21 protein-coding genes are annotated in these 22328 nt (G+C 41.2%); 11 read left to right on the forward strand and 10 right to left on the reverse strand.

Features of this window, described 5'->3' with window-relative positions; all coding sequences use genetic code 11:
• Nucleotides 1-132 precede the first annotated feature (132 nt).
• From O3621_RS10690 to O3621_RS10720, 7 genes are all read right to left on the reverse strand, one after another.
• Nucleotides 133-1398, reverse strand: a complete 1266-nt coding sequence (locus O3621_RS10690; protein ID WP_061603056.1) for a site-specific integrase — start codon at nt 1396-1398, stop codon at nt 133-135.
• An 87-nt stretch (nt 1399-1485) separates the two neighbouring features.
• The gene (locus tag O3621_RS10695) at nt 1486-1737 is read right to left on the reverse strand and encodes a MerR family transcriptional regulator (protein ID WP_061603057.1); all 252 of its coding nucleotides are present in this window, start codon (nt 1735-1737) and stop codon (nt 1486-1488) included.
• Nucleotides 1724-2338, reverse strand: coding sequence for a replication protein (locus O3621_RS10700; RefSeq protein ID WP_061603058.1), 615 nt, complete (start codon nt 2336-2338; stop codon nt 1724-1726). The genes O3621_RS10695 and O3621_RS10700 overlap by 14 nt, the downstream gene beginning before the upstream one ends.
• A 211-nt stretch (nt 2339-2549) precedes the next feature.
• Nucleotides 2550-3149, reverse strand: coding sequence for a hypothetical protein (locus O3621_RS10705; RefSeq protein WP_061603059.1), 600 nt, complete (start codon nt 3147-3149; stop codon nt 2550-2552).
• 3 nt (nt 3150-3152) lie between these two features.
• Nucleotides 3153-4241, reverse strand: a complete 1089-nt coding sequence (locus O3621_RS10710; RefSeq protein ID WP_061603066.1) for a cell division protein FtsK — start codon at nt 4239-4241, stop codon at nt 3153-3155.
• Nucleotides 4241-4555, reverse strand: coding sequence for a hypothetical protein (locus tag O3621_RS10715; RefSeq protein ID WP_061603067.1), 315 nt, complete (start codon nt 4553-4555; stop codon nt 4241-4243). The genes O3621_RS10710 and O3621_RS10715 overlap by 1 nt, the downstream gene beginning before the upstream one ends.
• 268 nt (nt 4556-4823) lie before the next feature.
• The gene (locus tag O3621_RS10720; RefSeq protein ID WP_061603060.1) at nt 4824-5258 is read right to left on the reverse strand and encodes a hypothetical protein; all 435 of its coding nucleotides are present in this window, start codon (nt 5256-5258) and stop codon (nt 4824-4826) included.
• Nucleotides 5259-5549: 291 nt separating this feature from the next.
• Between O3621_RS10720 and O3621_RS10725 the strand changes: the two genes are divergently transcribed.
• Nucleotides 5550-6485 (forward strand): hypothetical protein, encoded by a 936-nt coding sequence (locus tag O3621_RS10725; protein WP_061603061.1) that lies wholly within the window; start codon nt 5550-5552, stop codon nt 6483-6485.
• Nucleotides 6486-6623: 138 nt separating this feature from the next.
• A complete protein-coding gene (locus O3621_RS10730; RefSeq protein ID WP_061603062.1) occupies nt 6624-6869 on the forward strand; it encodes a hypothetical protein in 246 nt (81 codons plus the stop codon).
• 250 nt (nt 6870-7119) lie between these two features.
• On the opposite strand, the gene rpmG is transcribed toward O3621_RS10730, so the two are convergent.
• Entirely contained in the window at nt 7120-7269 is a 150-nt protein-coding gene (gene rpmG / locus O3621_RS10735) for a 50S ribosomal protein L33 (RefSeq protein WP_001265622.1), read from the reverse strand.
• A 15-nt stretch (nt 7270-7284) separates the two neighbouring features.
• The gene (rpmF, locus tag O3621_RS10740; protein WP_223338093.1) at nt 7285-7467 is read right to left on the reverse strand and encodes a 50S ribosomal protein L32; all 183 of its coding nucleotides are present in this window, start codon (nt 7465-7467) and stop codon (nt 7285-7287) included.
• Between the two features lie 185 nt (nt 7468-7652).
• On the opposite strand from rpmF, the gene O3621_RS10745 reads away from it, so the two are divergent.
• Nucleotides 7653-8528 (forward strand): hypothetical protein, encoded by an 876-nt coding sequence (locus tag O3621_RS10745; RefSeq protein ID WP_314448043.1) that lies wholly within the window; start codon nt 7653-7655, stop codon nt 8526-8528.
• A gap of 185 nt (nt 8529-8713) precedes the next feature.
• Nucleotides 8714-10417 carry a dihydroxy-acid dehydratase gene (gene ilvD / locus O3621_RS10750; RefSeq protein ID WP_032909867.1) on the forward strand — a complete coding sequence of 568 codons (1704 nt, stop codon included), beginning with the start codon at nt 8714-8716 and terminating at the stop codon, nt 10415-10417.
• A gap of 82 nt (nt 10418-10499) precedes the next feature.
• On the opposite strand, the gene O3621_RS10755 is transcribed toward ilvD, so the two are convergent.
• The gene (locus O3621_RS10755) at nt 10500-10841 is read right to left on the reverse strand and encodes a metal-sulfur cluster assembly factor (RefSeq protein ID WP_002899327.1); all 342 of its coding nucleotides are present in this window, start codon (nt 10839-10841) and stop codon (nt 10500-10502) included.
• Nucleotides 10842-11021: 180 nt separating this feature from the next.
• On the opposite strand from O3621_RS10755, the gene hisS reads away from it, so the two are divergent.
• From hisS to essC, 7 genes are all read left to right on the forward strand, one after another.
• The gene (gene hisS / locus O3621_RS10760) at nt 11022-12302 is read left to right on the forward strand and encodes a histidine--tRNA ligase (RefSeq protein ID WP_314448041.1); all 1281 of its coding nucleotides are present in this window, start codon (nt 11022-11024) and stop codon (nt 12300-12302) included.
• Nucleotides 12303-12469: 167 nt separating this feature from the next.
• Complete coding sequence (locus O3621_RS10765) at nt 12470-12757, forward strand: WXG100 family type VII secretion target (protein ID WP_032909143.1); 288 nt, start codon at nt 12470-12472, stop codon at nt 12755-12757.
• Nucleotides 12758-12991: 234 nt separating this feature from the next.
• A complete protein-coding gene (gene esaA, locus O3621_RS10770) occupies nt 12992-15934 on the forward strand; it encodes a type VII secretion protein EsaA (RefSeq protein WP_314448038.1) in 2943 nt (980 codons plus the stop codon).
• Nucleotides 15935-15940: 6 nt separating this feature from the next.
• The gene (gene essA / locus O3621_RS10775; RefSeq protein WP_223310485.1) at nt 15941-16399 is read left to right on the forward strand and encodes a type VII secretion protein EssA; all 459 of its coding nucleotides are present in this window, start codon (nt 15941-15943) and stop codon (nt 16397-16399) included.
• Nucleotide 16400: 1 nt separating this feature from the next.
• Nucleotides 16401-16640, forward strand: coding sequence for an EsaB/YukD family protein (locus tag O3621_RS10780; RefSeq protein ID WP_002894139.1), 240 nt, complete (start codon nt 16401-16403; stop codon nt 16638-16640).
• Between the two features lies 1 nt (nt 16641).
• Nucleotides 16642-17901 (forward strand): type VII secretion protein EssB, encoded by a 1260-nt coding sequence (essB, locus tag O3621_RS10785; RefSeq protein WP_314448036.1) that lies wholly within the window; start codon nt 16642-16644, stop codon nt 17899-17901.
• 2 nt (nt 17902-17903) lie between these two features.
• On the forward strand, nt 17904-22307 hold the full coding sequence (gene essC / locus O3621_RS10790) for a type VII secretion protein EssC (protein ID WP_314448035.1): 4404 nt from the start codon (nt 17904-17906) through the stop codon (nt 22305-22307).
• Nucleotides 22308-22328: the final 21 nt, after the last annotated feature.

Raw genomic sequence — 22328 nt, forward strand, 5'->3', positions numbered from 1 at the left:
TGATTTCAAAGGATTTTTGTTATATAAATTACTTAACTTCTGTAAGGGTTAAATAATTACGCTATAAACCTTGTAATATCAAGGGTTATAGGCTTTTGAAGTAAAAAGGTAGTGATAAAGGTAGTGATGAAATCAATCTGCTAGTTCTTCCATTTTATTTAGGAAAATATCCACTGCCTCAAGTTTCTTTTTAGGTGCTAATTCAGCGTAAGTATCCATAGTTGTTGTGATAGATTTGTGCCCCATTCTATGTTGCAGTTCTTTCCAGTTCATCCCTGCATTTAACATTAAAGACGCGTGAGTGTGGCGGAAGAGGTGGAAACCATAGTCAGGTAATTCTAGAGCAGACAGACGCTTTTTAAGAGTTGCACGTTCGTTTCTATCGCACATATAGTTACCGTAGATAGTTGGAAAAATGAGTGTAGGTTTTGGTAAAACATGTTTTTCAAAATAGGCAGTCATTTCTTCATGAAATTCTTTGAGATTTTCCATGATTGAAAGTGGAACGGCAACCCTACGATTTCCTGAATCCGTCTTAGGGGCTTTTTTACAGACCATTTCACCTTTGAGACCTAATTTTTTATTAGCTCTTTTCCACATCAGAGTTTTATTAACAATGATTTCATTGGTATCAAAGTCAAGGTCAGATATCTCTAAAGCTAATAGTTCATTGATACGCAATGCGGAAGCTAACAGCGTGTTACAAATCACTTTAAAGCGTCTATTTGCCCTGGTATTTTGTAAGGTTTCAAGATAGGACAGCCAGAGTTTGAGATCCTCATCATGAAGTACCATGATACGTTCTTTGTTCGCTTTGGGCTTGGGTGGGATTTTGATTGTTTTGGCTGGATTGGTAGTCAAACCGCAATTTGTAATTCCAAAATCAAAAATATCACTGACTTTGTGAGCCATAGCCCCAAAATCTTTTGCACTTCCTTTTGGAGCACGTTTCACCCCAGAATCAACAGATTTCTTGGCTCTTCTCGCTAACTTGTTTACCCAAAGTTGAACATCAGAAGGCTCAATCTGGTCAGGTTTGTAGTCCCCAAAGTGAGGAATGATATAGGTATCAAGGTAACCTCTGACTCGATTGATAGTATTGTGAGATGATACCCACGTCTTGAAATTGCTAAACCATACCTCAGCTAAACTTTCAAAGTTATCAATTTGGATAGTTTCTTTTATAGTCGAGCCTGCTTTTTCAAATTGAATCTTAGCCTCAACAATTTTTCTATCTAAACTTTTTAATGTTTTAGCAGTAATTGTTTTGGTGATTCGTTTCCCTGTTTTTACATCAGTTCCAATATAGACACCTTTGATTGAATAACTAGTGTCACCGCTTTTTTTGCTAATTTTGGTTATCTTCTTATTGTTGTGTTGAATGATTTCTTTACTCATATAGCCTCTTAAATTTGGACAATCAAAAGGCTAAAATAGAACCCTCACATTCTTTACTTGATAATTCTATTCTAGCATATTTTGAAGTTAAATAGTTAAAAATTCAATGACATCGTCCATCTTGTAGTAGACAGTTCGTGTTCCTTCGATTGGTGGTTCAAGCCGTTTCAAACCTTTGTTTTCCCAAGACCTCAGCGTGTTTGGAGAAATTTGTAAAGTTTTTAGAAGTTCTTTTTGCGTGACAATTCCATAAGAATTATTGTTTTGTAATTCTTGCTGAATGACAGCAAGAAGTGTATTCAACAATTCTTCAATGTGGTTTAGTTTAATTGTGTCCATCAATTCCCTCGTCAAGTCTTTCTGTTATTTTTTCTAATCGTTTCGGATTGTGTCTGCGTGAATCCAGATAACGAGCGAAAAAGTAAGTACGTTCAATGATTAACCCTAACAAAGCCGTGTTATTATCTCGTGCATACCATACAAGTTCTTCAAATTCAGTAAAATCATTTTCTTCAATGGTATCAATGACTTCAGTTGTAAAATCATCTGAATTTTGTTGAACTAAAAATTTATCAAGCTCAAATCCACAGCCGCTTTCAATATCTTCAACTTTGTATAAAGTTTTTTCTGGATTTTCTGCATGAGTGAAATAATCATACATGCCTTTGGGGGACATAACGGGTTCCACATGTGCAGGGCCGTTTAACCTATCTTTAATAAGTTCTGAAACTTGATAATAACTTTTAAGTGAATCAAAGTACAATGCCCCGTGCTTATGTGCCTTTTTAAATTCGCCGGTTTTTTTATTAACATCTTTATCGTGCCACGGAGACAAGATAAAAGGGACATGAATGTCTTCAAGGACTTCAAAATAATTATCTGGTGCGCTCTCCTTGTAAAAAAGGAAAGCCCATTTGTTTGAACGTTGTTCTTTTGCCAAAGGCGCTTACCTCGCTAAAAATTTTTATATTTCTATCTTTAAGGTGATTGAGAAGGCTTAAATCGGATATTTATGAAAATTTTTTAATATTTGTGATTATTGATTATTGGATTAAGTGGGGGTCGTAGTAACCCCACTTAATCCTAAAGTTGTCAGGGATAAAAAACGGCGCTGTCTGGCTTTCACTTCGTGAGCCACAGCGCCGTTTCATTTATTTTCTTGTAGCACCTCTAAAGTAAAGCCATTTTTCTTTACGCTCAGGATGAGAAAAATAATAGTCAGGATTGCGGTTTGAAATTTCTTCGCTAATCAGTGTTTCCATATCTTTCAAAATTTTGGTTGCTTGTTGAGTGCTAGGAATCCGAATCATCAGAATGATTTTATCTGTTCTAATATCTACAATTGCTTGTCTTGCTGATTTGTTGAATTGCCTATTGATGGGATTATAACGTCTTACTTTAGCTTCTTCTAATGTTCTCACGGTTTCAGAGTGTTCACTTTGTTTTAAGAACATACGAATGATAAGGGTTTGCTTGATAGATTTCCACAAATTTTTAAGGTTATCTTGTTTTATTCTCATGTGAATTTCATGACCGACCAGTACCAGAAAAACAATGATAGTTATAATAGAAATAACCACGCTAGTGATATAAACCGTGTTTACAAAACGATAAAAGAAAGTTAAATAGGGGGTGCTTTGTAAATTAACTAGACTGATACCTAATAAAATTGAACAAATACCGCAAAGAAAGCCTATAATAAACAAAGAGATACAGAGATTAAATGTTTTTTGATAGAATGTTTTTTCCATGAGTTATAAGATACCTTTATTTGTGTAGTAAGTAGGGGATAGTAACGGTAATACTTGATAAGGATGTTCATTGTCTATAATTTGAATTAGTCCTGTCCCTTTTCCGACAGGAATGACAATGCCCTCAGGGTCAAGGTCAGGGAAGAGAAATTGTGTTGTCTTCTTATTGATATTACCAATCTGAATTAAGACATTTAGCTGCTCTCGTACGGAAATCGGAATGGTTTGATAATCGAAACGTTGACTGACAAGGAGCAAATGAACCTTTGTTGCTCGTCCTAATAAAGCAATTTGTGATAACAGAGAAAAGAAAGAATCCTTGATATTTTTATTGACTCCTTCGGATAAGGCAAGCACCTCATCAATAACAATAGTCAGATGTTTAAATTCATGACGTGGATTTTCAAATAGAAGAACTTGACGTTTATGTATAATTGTAAGGCATTGGCTCAAACTTTCGTTAATTTCTGATACAAAATCAGATTTAGAACGGTTTTTTTGAGGGTGGATGATAGCGATTTGATGTTGTTTTGCCCAACGTGATGGAGTGTCAAATTTAGGGTCAATGATAATTAAGTCAGAGATGTTTTTTAGTACACTTAATAGATAAGTAAGAGTATAGCTTTTACCACTTCCTGAGTTTCCAGCAATAGCAATTGAAGTGACTTTATCATAGTTAATCATTAGATTTTTCATAACAGGAATATCATTGTCTTTTAGTGATGCTGTAAACTGTCCAAGGTCTGAAATAATGAGCCGTTCGGAAATTCCTTTTTTCCATGGGAAAAATAAACCGCGCTGAACATGAATATCATCTGTTTTCAATGCAACAAAATAAGCAGAATTTTGCTTCAATAAAGTGTACTGCGGATAGAGAGAAGCATTCGCAATTAAGAAAATCTTTTGATAAAGGTTATCATCAATAATAAAGCCAGCAGGAAGGCGAGGAATAAAGATAAATCCATCCTCACGAACCACAATGTCAAAAGAATTTGTATAAGAGGTCTCACCCTGCAACACAGAGCCTAAACCCATGTTTAGACTCTGTAGCAGATATTGCTCCAACTCTCTTTTGGTGAGAGATTGAGTCATCATCTCACCTCTTTCAGTCCGTCAGCTTTGAAATAAACATTATAATTCACTTCGCAAGCCATCAAATTTTCAAAAGAGACAAGTGATAGATATTCAGGGAGGTCAGGTTTTTCAGTAAATTTTACTTGGAATGGCGAGAGACCTTTTTGCCCGAACCAAGTTTTATAAGCGATAATTTCATCTGTTGGTTTACCGTCTTCAAATTTTTGTTGTGATTCAAGTTCATCACTCAGCAAGTACACAGGTGATTGAAGATCAATGTAATGTTGAGCTGTTTGGTTTGAATATCCGCTCTTGCGGTATTGTGGTTTAATTTTCATGGTTTTTAGATACCTCATGTATTCTATTTTATTTTATAATATAGACGACACGCTCGGTTTAGAGTCGCGAGCTGGACTTGATAAATATTTTCTTTCTTATCTTAAAGGAGATTAGAAGATGTAAATTCGGAGACTGTTTTAGAAAAATTTAAAATTTTAATAATTCCATTTCCCTAACCTATCTTTTAGGAGAGTGAGAGAGCTGGATTCGAAATAATTTTCATAAAAAACTGATAATCTGTCGAATTATCAGTTTTAAGGATTAAGCGTAGTCTTTTAAAAGTTCTTGCAACGTTTTTTGATGCTTTTTGAAATGAGCTGTTACTGTCTTATCGCTAAAACCTGTAATCTTGGCTAATTCAGTTGATGACATTGGTGGATAAGTAAGTTTACAAATCATAATAATTTTGTCTTCTTCTGATTCTAGTTCTTCAATAAAATTGATGGTAATATCCATTAATTCATTTATCAGATAGACTTCTTCGCCGTTAAGCGAGTCTGCTTTAGTTATTTCGTATTTATCTGTTATCCGTCCATCAATGGACAAATTTTCATCTAAACTTTGCAGATTATGATATCTATCTCTTCGATTAGCATTAGCAAATGCTTTGTTTTCGTTGCGTAGAAATTTATCCCAGTTTTTAATTTCTTTTTCATCTTCTGGAGTGAGGCGATCATAAAAATTTATTTTTGGCATAGAGTCACTTTCTAAGTCCGATTTTTAGACGGAAAGAAACAGCTATGAGCCGTACTGAATACCAAAAGGGTACACAAAATAAACGGATAGACAGATATATGCTAATCCTTACACATTGTCTGAGTTTTCATAATTGTTTCAATCCATCCAATTAGTGCGCACTATGCTGGACTTTATAAAATTTATTTACGAGTATTCTCGCATGATTAGAGTATATCCCATTATGTTATGCAAAAATAGCGTAATATGATATAATATAATTACGTAAATACCCAAATGAGGTGATAGAGAATGAATGAAAATTTACAAAACTTTTTTTGTGAAAAGGCTTCAAAAAGAATTGGCGGTCTTATTAAAGATGCACAGCTAAGTTTTTTTGAGATTTATCCTGAACATTCAAGTATTATATCATGGATTGTAAAAGGTAAAAGGACAAATAAGAATCCGTATTTACTCACGGATACCGCTACTCAAAGAATTTCTGAAACGTTAAATGGCTATGATTTATCAGATGAAGATAGCAAAAAAAATAAAAGAATTCTTTATTGGGGAGATGATAATGAGATTAAAGGATATATTCCTGAACTAATGGAATTACTTGCTAAGAATTTAACTGAAGAGCAGCAATTAATTTTTGATGAGACATTAATGGATGATATTGATTTTGCTGAAACAACAGCTTATACTGAAATCTTGAATGAGTATCCTGCTTCTCATATAGATATTGATAAAGAGGAATTATACAGAGAAGCTGTCCCAATTTCTCGGTTTGTGTCTGAGCAAGAGCTGCTAAAAGAAATTGAACAGAATTTTAGAGAGAAATTTATAGATTTTCTTGATTCTAGTAAAGGCATCAGAACAAAAGTTCAAGGCAAAGATAGAATTATAAACAAAAGCATTACATTTAAAAATCAATTCGGGAGTGATGATATTGTCAATCTTTTCTTGGAAGTTGTGAAAGAGCATAAATTACCAGTTGAAGAATCTATTGGTCAGAGGGTTTACTCTATTTTAAAAAAAGATGTATCAAAATTAGACTTTTTAATTGACAATGGATTAGTTCATGACGCGGTTTACTCTTCTTATAGTAATGATTATATCGGAGACGAAATTTTTAGAGTAGAGCAACAATTTCAGCATGAAATTATTCAAGCTGGTCAGGACTATATAAAGTCTTTGTCTAATGCTTATAAAAACAAAAATAAAATATGGAATAAAATCAGATAGTAAGCCGGAATATAATCTAATTTTTGATTATAGTTACAAATATATTACTATATATTGCCTGTACACAATGACTTATGTTATAATTTAATTGGTTACAGGTTTCACCCTAGTAAAGAAATATAGAAAGACTACTTAAATATGACATTATATGAAATAACTCTAAAAGCTCTCAGGGCTAGAGAAGATTCTTTGAACAAAGATGCTTTTGCAGCAGACTCTTTAATAATTAAATTAAATAATATTGCTGAATTCAAAGCTAAAAACAATGGAGAATTATACGAAATTACCTTTAAAGATAATCATCAGTTTTTAACTAGCGCAATGGAAGCCAGTGAAATTTTAAGAGCAATTGTTGACCATGCTAAAGAGAATACATCAAAATAAAAAAAACGCAGGATCCCAAGGTCCTGCGTTTTGGATTCCAAAAATTTTTAGGAATGGAAGTATAAAAAAGAGGAGCCACATGACGAAGCTCCGCTTACTTTTGATTGTCCGAATCAATATTCTTATTTCAAATAAAGGTAGTGAAAAAGGTAGTGACTCGGTTGATTTTTATTGCAATGTAGTGAAATTTAGAATTTCAAGAATCGCTTTAAATCAAGGTTTCTAACGTCTAGTGACGTGTAGTGAATCTCTATTTCACCTCTGTAAACACAACGTGCTTGCGAAGTTTTGGTGAGTATTTCTTCAATTGAAGACGGTCTGGTGTGTTGCGTTTGTTTTTAGAAGTAAGGTACAAGCGTTCACCAGATTCTTTGTGTTCAAGTGTAATATTTACGCGCATGGTAGCTCCCTTCTATTATTCTGCAGTTGCAGCTTTGGCAATCTTACGGCCCTTGTAGTATCCTTTAAGAGATACACGGTGAGAGCGTGAGTAATCACCAGTAGTTTCGTCAAAAGTTACAGTTGGAGCTGTCACTTTGTAGTGAGTGCGGCGTTTGTTTTTCTTCGCTTTGGAAGTGCGACGTGCAGGTACTGCCATTGTTTGTTTCTCCTTTTAGATTGTGAATTCGATTCAATTTGATGATTTTCATCAACTTTAACAGTATAACAAAACTTTTTTGTAAAGTAAAGTTACTTGACAGTTTTTTTAAAATCTTTTCTGCTTAGGTTTTTAAAAGAAACCGGTTTTTCCGTATGCTATAATAAGAACAAAGGAGGCAGACTATGAAAGCAGCATTAAAATTACTTAGTCTATTCTGGCTGGGAATCATGTGTATTGTTTTAATCTTTTGGGGAGTGAAAAGTTTTCGTGATTATCAAATTATGAAAGATGTAGAAAATCATTTGACTGCGGATTTCAAAAGCATGGGATACAAGGGGAAAGTGACGGTAAAAAACTACGATAGGCCTGCCGGCTATGGGGAGACCATGGACTTTAGCTATGAAGAAAAGATTGATGGGAGACTTTTGACCTTCTCAGATAGCGTGGATTATGATTCGACAACCAAGCAATACGAAGCTTCAAGATTAAGTCCCGTACCTGAGGAAACTGAGACAGGCTTAGATGATAGCATTCAGTTGGAAGCCATGTGGCAGCAGCCTTATGTTCAGAAGCAGTTTAAGAAAATGAAGTCGGTCTTCAAAAAGCTAGAAGATGAGGATCTTACTTTAAAAGAAGTTTCAGGTGAAACAATGGAAGTGCTTCGTCAGGATGACAATCAAATAACCTCAGAAATGCTGGATGCTGGGCAAGCAGAGCTAGTTCAAGATTTCCAAAAGAACAGGCAGAAAGGCCTGCCTCTCAATGGTTATTATAATGTTGATGTCGAGTCTTATCTGCAAAAACATACTCTGCAGCTTCGAGTGAACTATGAGCTATTAGTTGATGATTTGTATGATGATGAGAAAGCTAGAGACAAGTACCCCGGAGTTTTTTTCCAGAAGCTTAAAAAGTTAGACTATAGTCATTTTTGGGATGGTTATTACCTAGTAGGCTATGATTTGAGAGAGCGTTCTGGTAGTGGTATAGGCGGGAATTCTGAGGTGATTGTGTTGGATATTCGCGGAGGTAAATTAGTTCGTACTTTTAGTGCTTTTTAGAGCTTGACTATTTTTGAGAAGAATTGGTTTATTTCAGTAATTAAGCTGATATGTTTTAATTGCTTAGGATTTTTAAGGAAAATTCATTTTTGAATCTTCTGAAAATTTAAAAATTTTCCTCTGTAAAATACAGCCTAAGTGTGGTATAATAAAGCACAAAGATTACAGCAATGAAAGGGAAAGATATGACAGATAAGGATATTCGTCACAGAAGTAAGATTTATGACAGTATGGTTAAATCTCCTAACCGTGCCATGCTTCGCGCGACGGGGATGACTGATAAAGATTTTGAGACGCCTATTGTTGGGGTGATTTCCACTTGGGCGGAAAATACACCCTGTAACATCCATTTGCATGACTTGGGAAAGCTAGCCAAGGAAGGTATCAAAGCAGAGGGCGCTTGGCCTGTTCAGTACGGGACTATTACGGTTGCGGACGGAATTGCCATGGGAACGCCGGGTATGCGCTTCTCTCTGACCTCACGCGATATCATCGCAGACTCCATCGAGGCTGCCATGGGCGGGCATAATGTGGATGCTTTCGTAGCTATCGGGGGCTGTGATAAAAATATGCCAGGCTCCATGATTGCCATTGCCAATATGGATATTCCTGCTGTCTTTGCCTACGGCGGAACGATTGCGCCAGGGAAGCTGGACGGTAAGGACATTGACTTGGTTTCTGTCTTTGAAGGAATCGGGAAATGGAACCATGGTGACTTGACGGCTGAGGAAGTACGACGCATTGAGTGTAATGCCTGCCCTGGCCCTGGTGGCTGTGGCGGTATGTATACAGCCAATACTATGGCGACAGCTATTGAAGTTCTGGGCATGAGTCTGCCAGGATCTTCTTCTCACCCTGCTGAGTCTAAGGACAAGCAAGAGGATATCGAAGCAGCTGGTCGTGCTGTTGTGAAAATGCTGAAAATGGGGCTGAAGCCGTCTGACATCTTGACACGTGAAGCCTTTGAAGATGCAATCACGGTGACCATGGCTCTGGGTGGTTCTACTAATGCTACCCTGCACTTGCTGGCCATGGCGCACGCGGCCAATGTTGAGCTGACGCTTGATGACTTTAATGTCATTCAAGAGAAGGTACCGCATTTGGCTGACTTGAAACCGTCAGGTCAGTATGTCTTCCAAGACCTTTATGAGGTTGGTGGAGTGCCAGCTGTGATGAAATATCTCTTGGCGAACGGCTTCCTGCATGGTGATCGCATCACTTGTACAGGTAAGACGGTAGCGGAAAATCTGGCAGAATTTGCTGATCTGACACCAGGTCAAAAGGTCATTATGCCGCTTGAAAATCCAAAACGTGCGGACGGACCGCTCATTATCTTGCATGGTAATCTGGCTCCAGATGGTGCTGTTGCCAAGGTTTCTGGTGTTAAAGTGCGCCGTCACGTTGGACCGGCTAAGGTCTTTGACTCAGAAGAAGCAGCTATTGATGCGGTACTGGCCGATGAAGTGGTCGATGGCGATGTGGTTGTAGTTCGCTACGTTGGACCAAAGGGTGGCCCTGGTATGCCAGAAATGCTGTCACTTTCGTCTATCATCGTAGGGAAAGGCCAAGGAGATAAGGTAGCCCTTCTGACCGATGGTCGCTTCTCAGGCGGTACTTACGGCTTGGTTGTCGGACACATTGCTCCAGAAGCCCAGGATGGTGGCCCGATTGCCTATCTTCGTACAGGCGATATGGTCACGGTTGACCAAGACACCAAGGAAATTTCCATGGCGGTCTCTGATGAAGAGCTGGCGAAACGTAAGGCAGAAACGACTATTCCACCGCTTTATAGTCGCGGGGTACTTGGTAAATATGCTCACATGGTATCCTCTGCCGCTAAAGGTGCTGTTACTGACTTCTGGAAACCAGAAGAAACAGGTAAGAAATAGCCTATATATGACAAAAGAACCCGCTAGTTTTTCTAGCGGGTTTGATATTTTTATTTTAAATACTGATAAGTTAATTATCTTCTTATCTAGGACTGATTCCCAAAGCAATGCGGCCGAAGCGACTGATACGAGTGATTTTCCAAGCAGGAGACCAAGTAACCTCGACAGAGGCACTTTCAATCTCATCGATTTTCTTAAGAGAGTCCATAATGGCGATGGGCAGGCTCTCAGCACAGTCACAGGCTGTATCGGTAAAGGTCATAACAACCTTGCAGTGGCCATTTTCGTCTAAGTTAATTTCATAAATCAACCCTAAGTTATAGACATCCAGCTCTACATCCGGATCGTAAATACGCTCGAGCTTTTCCACCAATTTATCCTGAATTGCAGCTGCTCGGTCATTGATTTTGATATCGTCTCTCATGGCTATCCCCTTCTATCTGAGTTGAATTGTTTTTATTTTCTCACAATTCAGACTTTTTTTCAAGCTATTTTGGAACATGAAAACGGATTTAGTTCTTCCAAACGAAAAATCCCTTTCGGGCTCCTCAAAATGGCGGACTTATGATAGAATATAAGTACTAAAGAAGGCGGAGGTCAGAAGATGAAATTACAAAAACCTAAAGGAACTCAGGACATTCTTCCTCAGGAATCAGCCAAGTGGCAGTATTTAGAAGACTTTGCCCGCAAGACATTTAAAAAATACAATTACGGCGAAATCCGCACGCCGATTTTTGAGCACTATGAGGTCATCAGCCGCTCGGTCGGGGATACGACAGACATCGTGACTAAGGAAATGTATGACTTCTATGACAAGGGCGACCGTCATATCACGCTGCGTCCAGAGGGGACAGCGCCAGTGGTGCGTTCTTATGTGGAGAATAAGCTTTTTGCTCCGGAAGTTCAAAAGCCTGTTAAAGTCTATTATATGGGATCTATGTTCCGCTATGAGCGGCCTCAGGCTGGCCGTCTGCGGGAGTTTCACCAGATTGGTGCAGAGTGTTTTGGCTCTAGTAATCCTGCTACAGATGTAGAAATGATTGCCATGGCGGCTCAATTTTTCAAGGATATTGGTATTACTAATGTCAGCTTGGAGCTTAACTCGCTGGGGAATCCTGAGAGCAGAGCTGCTTACCGTCAGGCCTTGATTGATTATCTTACCCCACTGAAGCCTAGCCTTTCAGCAGATAGCCAACGTCGCTTGGAGGAGAATCCGCTGCGCGTGCTGGATTCTAAGGAGTCAGAGGATAAGGCGGCAGTAGAAGGTGCACCGTCCATTCTGGATTATCTCGATGAGGAGAGCAGTACCTACTTTGCGGCTGTTCGCTCCATGCTGGAGACCTTGCAGATTCCTTATGTCATCAATACCAACATGGTCCGTGGTTTGGACTACTATAATCACACAATTTTCGAGTTTACGACAGAGGTGGCTGGCAGTCAACTGACCATTTGTGCTGGCGGCCGTTATGATGGGCTGGTTGCTTACTTTGGTGGTCCAGAGACGCCAGGTGTTGGCTTTGGTATGGGCTTAGAACGCCTACTTCTCGTGCTTGACAAGCAAGGAGTAGAGCTGCCGATTGAAACCGCTCTAGATGTTTATGTAGCTGTTTTAGGAGCAGGTGCCAATGGCAGAGCTTTGGAGTTAGTGCAGGCTCTCCGCGCACAAGGGTTTGCGGCAGAGAGGGATTATCTCGACCGCAAGCTCAAGGCTCAGTTCAAATCAGCGGATATCTTTAGAGCCAAAACTCTTATCACCTTGGGTGAAAGCGAATTGGAGAGCGGTCAGGTGACTGTTAAGAACAATCATAATCGTGAGGAGATTATTGTTAGCCTAGACCAAATCCAAGAAAACTATCAGCTTATTTTTGAGAAATTAGGGTTTTAAAGATTTGAACCTAACAGTCAGAAACGCTATAGTATCAGACGTTTGGATGAATTTTGTTGACAATGTGTCAATATATTTTCTAAAAAAATATCTTTAAAAGCTTGAAACATAAAGTGATTATTGATATAATGTACCCGTTATATAAATTTGCTAAAGGAGAAACAACTATGGCACAAATTAAATTAACTCCAGAAGATCTACGCACATCTGCGCAAAGATACACTCAAGGTTCTGAAAATGTAACTCAAGTTCTTAATGAATTGACTCGTGAACAAGGTATTATCTCAGATAACTGGGATGGTTCTGCATTTGATAGCTTTGAAGCACAATTCAATGAATTGACTCCAAAAATCAGAGAATTTGCAACCTTGCTTCAAGATATTAATGCTCAATTGGTTAAAGTTGCTGACATCGTTGAGCAAACTGACCAAGATATCGCTGCACAAATTCACTAATTTTGTTATAACGGCTTTAGGAAGGCAAGAGCCTTCCTATTTTTGTAAAGATTAAAAATGAAAAAAAGGCAGTTTCTTTCATATTTGATAAGAAAATCACTGCAATGTAAAGGCAAGCTCTGACAATCTGAATCAACATCTGAATTAGACTGTTAGAGCTGTTTGTGTCTTTCTGTGTGCTTTTTTATGTAACAGTAAACTAAAAAATTTAAAAAGAAAAAGAAATTTACATCCATGGGAAATAAAAAAATACTTAAGTATATAGGAAACGTTGCTTTAGTCATCGCCTTGTTGGCTGCAGTAGTGACGCTGAATGTCGCAGTGCAGAAGAATACAAGCAGCGCTAGAGATAGCAAAATCAAAACAGATCAAAAGACTAAACTGAATGTCGCGGTCGTCAATGAGGATCGGGCTGTCAAGGTTGACAAGAAAGAGTACAATCTTGGTGCTAGCTATGTCAAGAATCTGGAACGAGATGACTCTCAAAACTGGTATATTGTGACGCGTGGAGCTGCGGATACTGGTCTCGAAAATGGCAAATATCAACTGGTCGTAACGATTCCAAGTGACTTTTCAGAGAAGGTGCTAGATGTTAATGCTATCAGTGCAGATCGGACAATCGTCACTTATAAGGTCAATGCTGCTGGAAATCAGCAGATTGAAAATGAAGCTAATAATCTAGCTAAGGATATTATCGCGGATTTGAATAGCCAGTTGGTTGATATGTATATGGCTAGCATCCTGAGCAATCTTTATACAGCCCAGCAAAATGTGCAGGCTAGTTCAGAGGTGCAAATTACCAATATTGGCAATTATCGAACCAACTTGTTGGAGTCTGCTATTGGGTCTAAGAATATCTTCCCAACGTTGGTTAGTATGTCTGCCTCATCTGTCGAAGCCAATAATTCTCTGAAGACGACTCTGGAAACTTATGCTAAGGCTTTTGATGACTTGGATAACTCTCAAGCCACTTATGGCAAGAATTTTGATAGTCTTCTCAAACAGCGTATTAGCGATCAAACAAGTTATGAAGAATTCATGACCCAGCTAATTGAGATGGATCGCCAACTTTTAGAAGAAGAAACAGGAAAGCTTTATGAAAGTTTGAATTTATCACAACAAAATTTGACTGCGCATCTTGGAGAAGCAAAAAAACAATCAGATGATGGTTCAGACGATGACAGTAATCAGCCAAATCAAAATCAGTCGGATAATGTTAGCAAGCAATTAGAGCAGTTGGAAGCCGCCTTGAAGGCAGAGCGTGGGCAATTAGATGTTCATAAACAGCAGATTCAGGGCTTTGTTGATAGTAAATTAAGAGCCTACTATGGTGTTGAAGAAGGTAAGCCTATTACTCTTAGCGCAGTTTTTGGAGATTCTTTAACAAGCTATGAAGCATCCTTAAAAACCCAAATAGCTGAAACAGTAAAAACTTTGCCAGCTTCTCCAATAACAGAGGTCAAATACGGATTGTCAGTCCCTTCAATTGACTATTCAACTATTTCGCAATTTGGAACGCCGCAAGGAAATGGAGCTGCTGATTTAGCAAATCTTGCAGCGATTGCAGATCAAGCGGCTAGTTCTGCTAGCGGTCAGGTCAATGCTCAGACTGGTAGCAAGGCTACAGTATCAGTTCAACCGCCAGCAGGTGTAACGGTTCAAACTATTACTTACAATAGTGAACCTGTAACAAATGGTCAGGAAATTACTTTAGCTGAAAATGCTAAGTTTACTGTTCAATTCAGTGTGGATAATGCTGCGGCAGCTAGCTCAGTTGATAGTTCCATTGACATTTCTCTGAATGGCATTACAGCTACGAGCGTGCCCGTGAATGTACAGGCTGCGCAGAAAGCAGCTGCAGACTATGGAGCAAAGGTTCAAGAGATTGCGTCTAATTACCAACGAGCTGAGTCTTTAATTCAGGCTTATAATTCTTTTGTTGAGTTAAAAAATAAAGATATGTCTGAATCTTTATCGAAGCTTTTAGTACAGGCGGTTGAATCTAATCTGGGTGCTTATGAAAATAGTTTGTCTGATAGTAAAGATGGTAAGCCAGAGAATAGTGTCAAAGGGAAGTTGAATAATACGATTACCAGTCTGAAAAGTAAGATTGAAGATATCAAAGGAACTAATTCTGAACTTGCAACAGAGATTGATAAACAACTCAAACTTTATGACGATGTGCAAAAGAAATTGAAAGGTATCTCGACTTCTCGAGAAACCTCATCAAAAGCATTTCAAAAGACAGACGCTGATCTGTCATCTCTGAATTCAGAATTCTCATCCTTGCTGTCTTCGACTTCTGGCGTTAAGTCTTCTTCACAGACCAATGTGCAAGCAGCTGATAGTGTCAACCAGATCTTCAGCAGTTTCAATCGTGAGCTGGAAAATGCACAAGGAACGACAGAGAAACTGTCTGCGAATGCAGAAAGCTTGATGGGACAATTCAATAAGGAATTGGAAGATAATGGCAACTTTGTGGAGTCCTTTGTCAAGGTTCTTAACAATGCCTATGAGAACGGTGTTCCTAATGAAGTATTGTTGGACTTCCTATCTAATCCAGTTGCTCAGTCTTCTTCATCTGTCAAAGCGACTGTCAATGTTTACCGCCCGTTTACTTGGATTCTCTTGTTGGAGATTGTCAGTCTCTTTACGGCTTATCTCTTTGTAACGCAAAATATTGTGCGCAAGGTTAAAGACCGCTTTAAGCTTAATAAGCTACAAGATACAGATATTACGACTGTGGGCATTCTAGGCTTCCTGTCTCTGACGATTGGTCTGGTTATTGGGATTGTCTCCAGCATGCAGCTTCACATCGGCAAGGAATATGTTCCATCTTGGGTCTTGTTGATTGTGGTTGCTAGCTTTGTCTTGATTCAGGGGCAGTATTTGTTCCTTAAGCATCTGCGCGTGATGGGTATGGGCTTAGCATTCTTCATGATTATTAGCTTTGTCTACCTGTCTAATGCTATTGGTACGACAGCTAGTTTGACTGGCTTCCCAGCCTTTATCAAGAGCTTGAATGCCTTGTCAGTGCTAGAAGGCATGCTGTCAGGTTACTTTGACGGCAAGACCGCTGGTTTCTTTGCCATCTTTGGTCTGATTGTCCTACTGGCTCTGCTGGTTGCAGCTAATATCTTTATCAAGACTAGAACATTAAAAACTGAGGAAGTTTAAAAGAGTATGAAAAGAATTCTGTTTTTATTCCTACTCCTAAGTTCGTTTGCGGTGACGGCTGTCGTCGCAGATGAACTTAAGGATAATCGTCTGCAGATAGATAATTCGCGGATTGAAAAAGAGCAAGAACTGAACTTTGGTGCACAATCGGAAGGCACCAAGTCTCTTTTCGTTGCTGAGAATCAGGAAAAAATTCAGGAAATGAAGCAGTATCAAAATAAACAGTTGGCCACAGAAGCGGGACAACTGTTTTCTGCTATACAGGGGCCAACGGATATTTACCATTCCAAGGAGCTTTTTCAGCCGGGAACGGAAAAATTGTCCAAGTTGCAGACGAGTTTGAAAAGTGATGATGAAAGCAGCTGGGATGATTTTCTGCCAGGAGTAGTCTACTTTGTAGCAGCCGTACTCTTGGTCAGTATGACTGTCTTTGTCAGCTATCGTATCAGTAAGGGAGAAGTATAACATGGAAGGACATATCAATATCACCCTCCGTTTGCGGGATAAGGACGTGGATATTCGTATTCCTAAGCGGATTGAGGTCCGTCGTTTCATTCGGGAGATTGATCAAATTTTCAATATCGAAGGAAAGCGTCATAAGTATCAGCTGCGGATTATTAACAAGGGGCTGATACTGGATGAGGGCAAGGTTTTGGCTGATTATCCAGTCACAACAGGAGATTTAGTAGAGATTGAGGAGATTTAAGGTGACTGAGGAAAAATTTGTATTTGCTGAACAAGAGTTTATCTATGAAAAAAATGATAAGAATTGGAGCCTAACACTGAAGCGTTCGGATGTGGCAACGCAGGATTTGCGGGAGCTCTTGCTTTTGGACCTGCATCATCCACTTTTCTTGGAGCAGGAGACTAAGGCTGACCATGATAGTGTCTATTTCACCTATCAGATTGAGCCTTTGGGGCTGTCCAAGGAAGAGATTGAAAAGCGCACGATTTCTGAGCGGATTCGTCTGGCTCTCAATGTGTTTGCCCTAGAAGCGGCACTGGAATTGCCGGTTACTTTTTTGCTGCATCCTAGCAATCTCTTTATTACCAAAGATGCACAGGCTAAGATTGCCTACCGCGGAGTTCCGGGTATTATGACACCTCAGGCTATTTCTCGGGAGGACTTTTTGCGTCAGGCCAAGTGCTTTGCGGTGACGCTCTTTGCAGATCTGGACTTTATGGAGCTTTACAAGGGCTCGTTAGAGCTAGAAACTCTGCCAGATTTCCTAGTGGAGCTGCGTGAGGCTGACAGCCTAGAAGATGCGGTTGCAGTTTTGGAGAAATCCTATCAGGAAAAGGCTGTAGAAGAAGCGGAGAAGCAGACATTGGTCTCTAAGCGTCAGCATAAGATTTTCAAACTGGCAACCATCTGGTTGACAGCAGCTGTTGTGATTTTGACCATTCCTTTGATTTATTTAATTTTCATACAAAATCCTTTCAAGGAAAAGCTGTTACAGGCGGATACTGCCTTCATCAAAGTGGACTACAGTAAAGTCATCGATGAGCTGGAAGGAATCTCTCCTAAGAATCTGCCGAATACACAGAAATATGAACTGGCCTACTCTTATATCCAGGGCTTGGAATTTTCTGATGATCAACGTAAGGTCATCCTGAACAATGTCACACTAAAATCAGATGATTTGTATCTCAATTACTGGATTCAAGTTGGACGTAATGATTTTGAAGATGCTTTGGACACAGCCAAACGAATTAATGACTCAGATCTGATCATCTATGCCTTGACGCAGGAGATGAAAAAGGTACGTGAGGACGATAGTTTGTCTGGTAAGGATCGGGAGACTAAGCTTGAGTCCTTGGAAGGCGAGTATAAGAAGTACTGGGATAGCCGTAAGGAGCTTTTGACTGGTGATTCTAGCTCAAGTGCTTCTGGCGAGGAAGGTTCTTCAGGAGCAAGATCTTCCTCCAGCAGTGAAGCGTCGTCTAGCAGTAGCGCGAAGGAGTAAGTATGAGCAAGACAATCATCATCTATACAGACCATCTGCGCTATGAGCTGCAGCTGACAGAGGACAAGAAAGTTCTCCTAGCAGCGAGTGAGAAGGCTCAGCTTTACCTGCCTCATCAGGAGACTCCTATCCAGCTTCAGTTAGCTGAAGGGCAAGTCTTTTATCAAATGGGGGAAGAAACGGGAGTCGTAACTGACGGTCTGACCTTGGGCAATCTGACCTTGTATCAATCTGATTCAGAACCGGCTGTTTATGACCTATTGGACAGAAAAGAGTTACTCATCAGCGACCAGAAGGGAGCAGCTATCAGTCTGGAAGCGCCTTTGGAGTTGCTCTTGAAGCGAACGAATGATTCTTGGATTTTGACCAAGATGCGAGGTCAAGTCTACCTCAATCACGTTGAGTGGACGGGAGACCAAATCCAGCTGGAAGCCGGCGACGAGCTGAGCTTGGAAGGCATCTGCCTCAAGGTCTATCCAGAAGAAATCTGGGTGACAGGTCCGGCTACGGTCAGCTCTAGTCTGACCTTGCGGGGGGCTTCTCGCCATGGTTTTTATCCAGACTATCCAGACTATCACCGCTCACCGCGGATTATCTATCGGAGTTCAGAGGACAAGATTCAGATTGCTCCGCCAAGCAAGGAGCCTCAAAAGCCTAATGATGAGCTCTTGAGACTGATTGTGCCGCCACTTCTCATGGTTGGGGTGACGGTGTTGATTACACTAGTTCAGCCGCGGGGCATTTATATCCTCGTTACAGTTACTATGTCAATCGCCAGTGCTATCTTTTCGGTTCGAGGTTTCTTCAAAAACCGCAAGAAGTTCAAGGAAGACAAGAAGGAGCGCATAGATCTTTATCACCTCTATCTGAAAGACAAGGCTATTGAGCTGAACAAGCTAGAACGTGAGCAGCGTGATGGCATGCTCTATCATTTCCCAAACATTAACGAATTAACGGGTCTGGTGACAGACTACAGTCACCGCATCTACGAGAAGACACCGCTCCACTTTGACTTTCTCTACTACCGCTTGGGGCTTGGCCAAGTGCCGACCTCCTATAAGCTGACCTACGGTCAAGAGGAGCGGAGCGGAAAGAAAGATGCGCTGGAAGAGGAGGGCTATGCTCTCTACACTCGGCATAAGAAAATTCCCGATCTTCCTATCGTGGCTAATCTCAGCCATGGGCCGGTCGGCTATATCGGTCCGCGCAATCTAGTCCTGGAACAGCTCCAGCTCTTGGTTATGCAGTTAGCGGTCTTTCACTCCTACCACGACGTGCAGGTGATTACCATCATGCCAGAGGAGGAGCGCGACCAATGGGATTGGCTGCGCTGGCTACCGCATGCGACTCTACAAGAGCTGAATGTCCGTGGCTTTGTCTATAATCAACGGACGCACGATCAGGTCCTAAACAGCCTGAACCAAATCCTGAAACTGCGCAAGACTCAGAAGGAAGAAGCGACTAGGCAGGAAACAACCCTCTACAGCCCTCACTATGTGGTCTTGGTTACAGATGAAAAGCTGATTCTCGACCATATCATCATGGAATTCTTCACAGAGGATCCGACTGACCTGGGCTGCTCACTCATCTTCGTACAGGATGTCATGAGCTCCCTGTCTGAGAACATCAAGACGGTTGTCAATATCAAGGACCGCAACACTGGCCAGCTGGTCATGGAAGAGGGAATCCTCAGAGAGATTGACTTCCGACTGGATCATTTCCCAGAAGGCTATGACAAGGAGCGAATCGCTCGGACCTTGGCGCCGCTGAATCACTTGCAGAATCTCAAGAGCTCAATCCCTGATACGGTCACCTTTATGGAGATGTATGGGGCTGAGACCTTCTCAGACCTGCAAGTCTTGCAAAAGTGGCAACAGAATGCACCGTATAAGAGCTTGGCAGTGCCTATCGGCCTGCGGGGCAAGGAAGACCTGGTCTACCTCAACCTGCATGAAAAGGCTCACGGACCGCACGGGCTGATTGCTGGGACAACCGGATCTGGGAAGTCGGAGACCATCCAGTCCTATATCCTGAGTCTGGCTGTCAACTTCCACCCGCACGATGTGGCTTTTCTCCTCATCGACTACAAGGGTGGGGGAATGGCCAATCTCTTCAAGAACCTGCCCCATCTCTTGGGAACCATTACCAACTTGGACGGGGCCCAATCCATGCGGGCGTTGGCTTCCATCAATGCGGAGATTCACCGTCGGGAGCGGCTCTTCAGAGAGTTTGAAGTCAATCATATCAACCAATATCAAAAGAAATTTAAAAACGGGGAAGCAACTGAACCCCTGCCCCATCTCTTCCTCATCTCGGATGAGTTCGCAGAGCTCAAGGTCAACCAGCCTGACTTTATCAAGGAGCTGGTATCCATCGCTCGGGTCGGGCGTTCCCTCGGGGTCCACTTGATCCTGGCTACTCAGAAGCCATCTGGGGTGGTGGATGACCAGATCTGGTCCAACTCCCGCTTTAAGCTGGCGCTCAAGGTGGCAGACCGGACGGACTCGATGGAAATGCTTAAGACGCCAGATGCGGCGGAGATCACCCAGACTGGCCGGGCCTACCTGCAGGTCGGTAATAATGAAGTCTATGAACTCTTCCAGTCAGCCTGGTCAGGAGCAGACTACCAGCCGGATAAGGACGAGATGGGCATTGAAGACCATACCATCTATCTGATTAACGACCTAGGTCAATACGAAGTGCTCAATCAAGACCTATCGGGTCTTGACCTAGCCGAGGATATCAAGGAAGTACCGACAGAGCTGGAGGCCATTGTCAGCCAGATCCAACTATTGACAGAGAGCCAGCAGATCCCACCGGTACCACAGCCTTGGCTGCCGCCGCTCAAAGAGCGGATGACTCTGCAGGAGCTGGAACCGATCCAGCCGCAGGAAGCTTGGGAGCAAAAGAAGCCGGTCTCCGTCCTTCTGGGGATGGCGGATATTCCGCAGGCGCAGAAGCAAGAGCCGGTCTCTGTTAACCTGTCTAAGGATGGGCATATCCTGCTCTACGGAAGTCCTGGTACAGGGAAGACAACCTTCCTGCAGAGTGCTGCCATGGACTTGGCTCGCAAGTTCAGTCCCAAAGATGTCATCCTCTACCTGATGGACTTCGGGACCAATGGTCTGGCACCACTGGGGCAATTGCCGCAGGTGGCCGATACCCTGCTTTTAGATCAGACGGAGAAAATTGCCAAGTTTGTCCGCATCATGGAGCGAGAACTCAACCGGCGTAAGAAGCTCTTGTCGGACTACGGTGTTGGGACATTGGAGCTCTACCGTCAGGCAAGCGGTCAGGAAGAGCCGGCTATCGTTATCCTGCTGGATAGCTATGAGTCCATGAAGGAAGAAGTCTATGAAGCAGAGCTCTTCAAACTTTTAGTGCGGATCTCCCGTGAAGGTCTCAGCATCGGTGTTCACCTCTTGGTGACAGCGGGCCGTCAGTCCAACCTTCGGGCCCAGTTCTACGCCAACTTCAAGCATCAGCTGAGTCTGCCGCAGAATGATGTGGGAGAAGTTCGCTCTATCGTGGGCTCTACTCCACTTGCGGCAACCATGGAAGACATCAAGGGCCGAGCGCTTATGAAGCGTGACGAGGTTGATGTTATCCAACTGGCTCTGCCAGTAGCGGGTGCTAATGATGCACAAGTCCTCAACAACCTGCGTCAAGAAGTCGCTTCTCTCCAAGAAGCTTGGACCGGACAGCGACCAAGTGCTATTCCGATGGTGCCAGAGGAGCTGACGGAAGAAGACTTCTATAGCCGAGCTAGTGTCCAAGCAGCTTATAAGCAGGGCTTGGTACCATTAGGACTGGATATGGAGACAGTGGAATCTGTCAATTGGCAGCTAAATAAAGGAAATCTTCTTTATTTAACAGAACAAGAAAGTCAAATGATTGCTTTTGTAAATCAAATTCGAAGGGGGATGCAGCGTGTAATTATACTCGCTCCTACTTATCATAATTTGAATGAGCAAAAGAACGTAATCCTAGCGAATGGGGGCCAAAATGTTTCAGAGCTCCTTGAAGATATAGAAAAACGTATTAAAATACGAACCAAGGAACGTAAGAATCAGCATGAAGCGACAGTGATAATCTATCAAATGACAGAATTGATGACAGAACTTGATAGTGTGGCTCAAGAACGATTGGCCTTTGTCTTAGAGAAAGGATTAAGAGCTGGCTACGCTTCTATCGCAATGACTTCTCCAAATATTATTCGCAGTATAGATGTTGCATCTAAGATTGCAAGAGGCTTTAAACAATCTTTGGTGGCTATGCGTATAAGTGAGCAAACTGTCTTTAGTTCTCTTAACAACCGTCCGATTCGTGAAGGTATCTTAGATTTACAGACTCATTATTATATTCTTGATAATACAGTACACAAGATTAAAGTTTTGATGAAATAACAACATTTATTTAAACTAAAT

This window comes from Streptococcus sp. 20925_1_22 (assembly GCF_041431685.1).
Lineage (GTDB): Bacteria > Bacillota > Bacilli > Lactobacillales > Streptococcaceae > Streptococcus.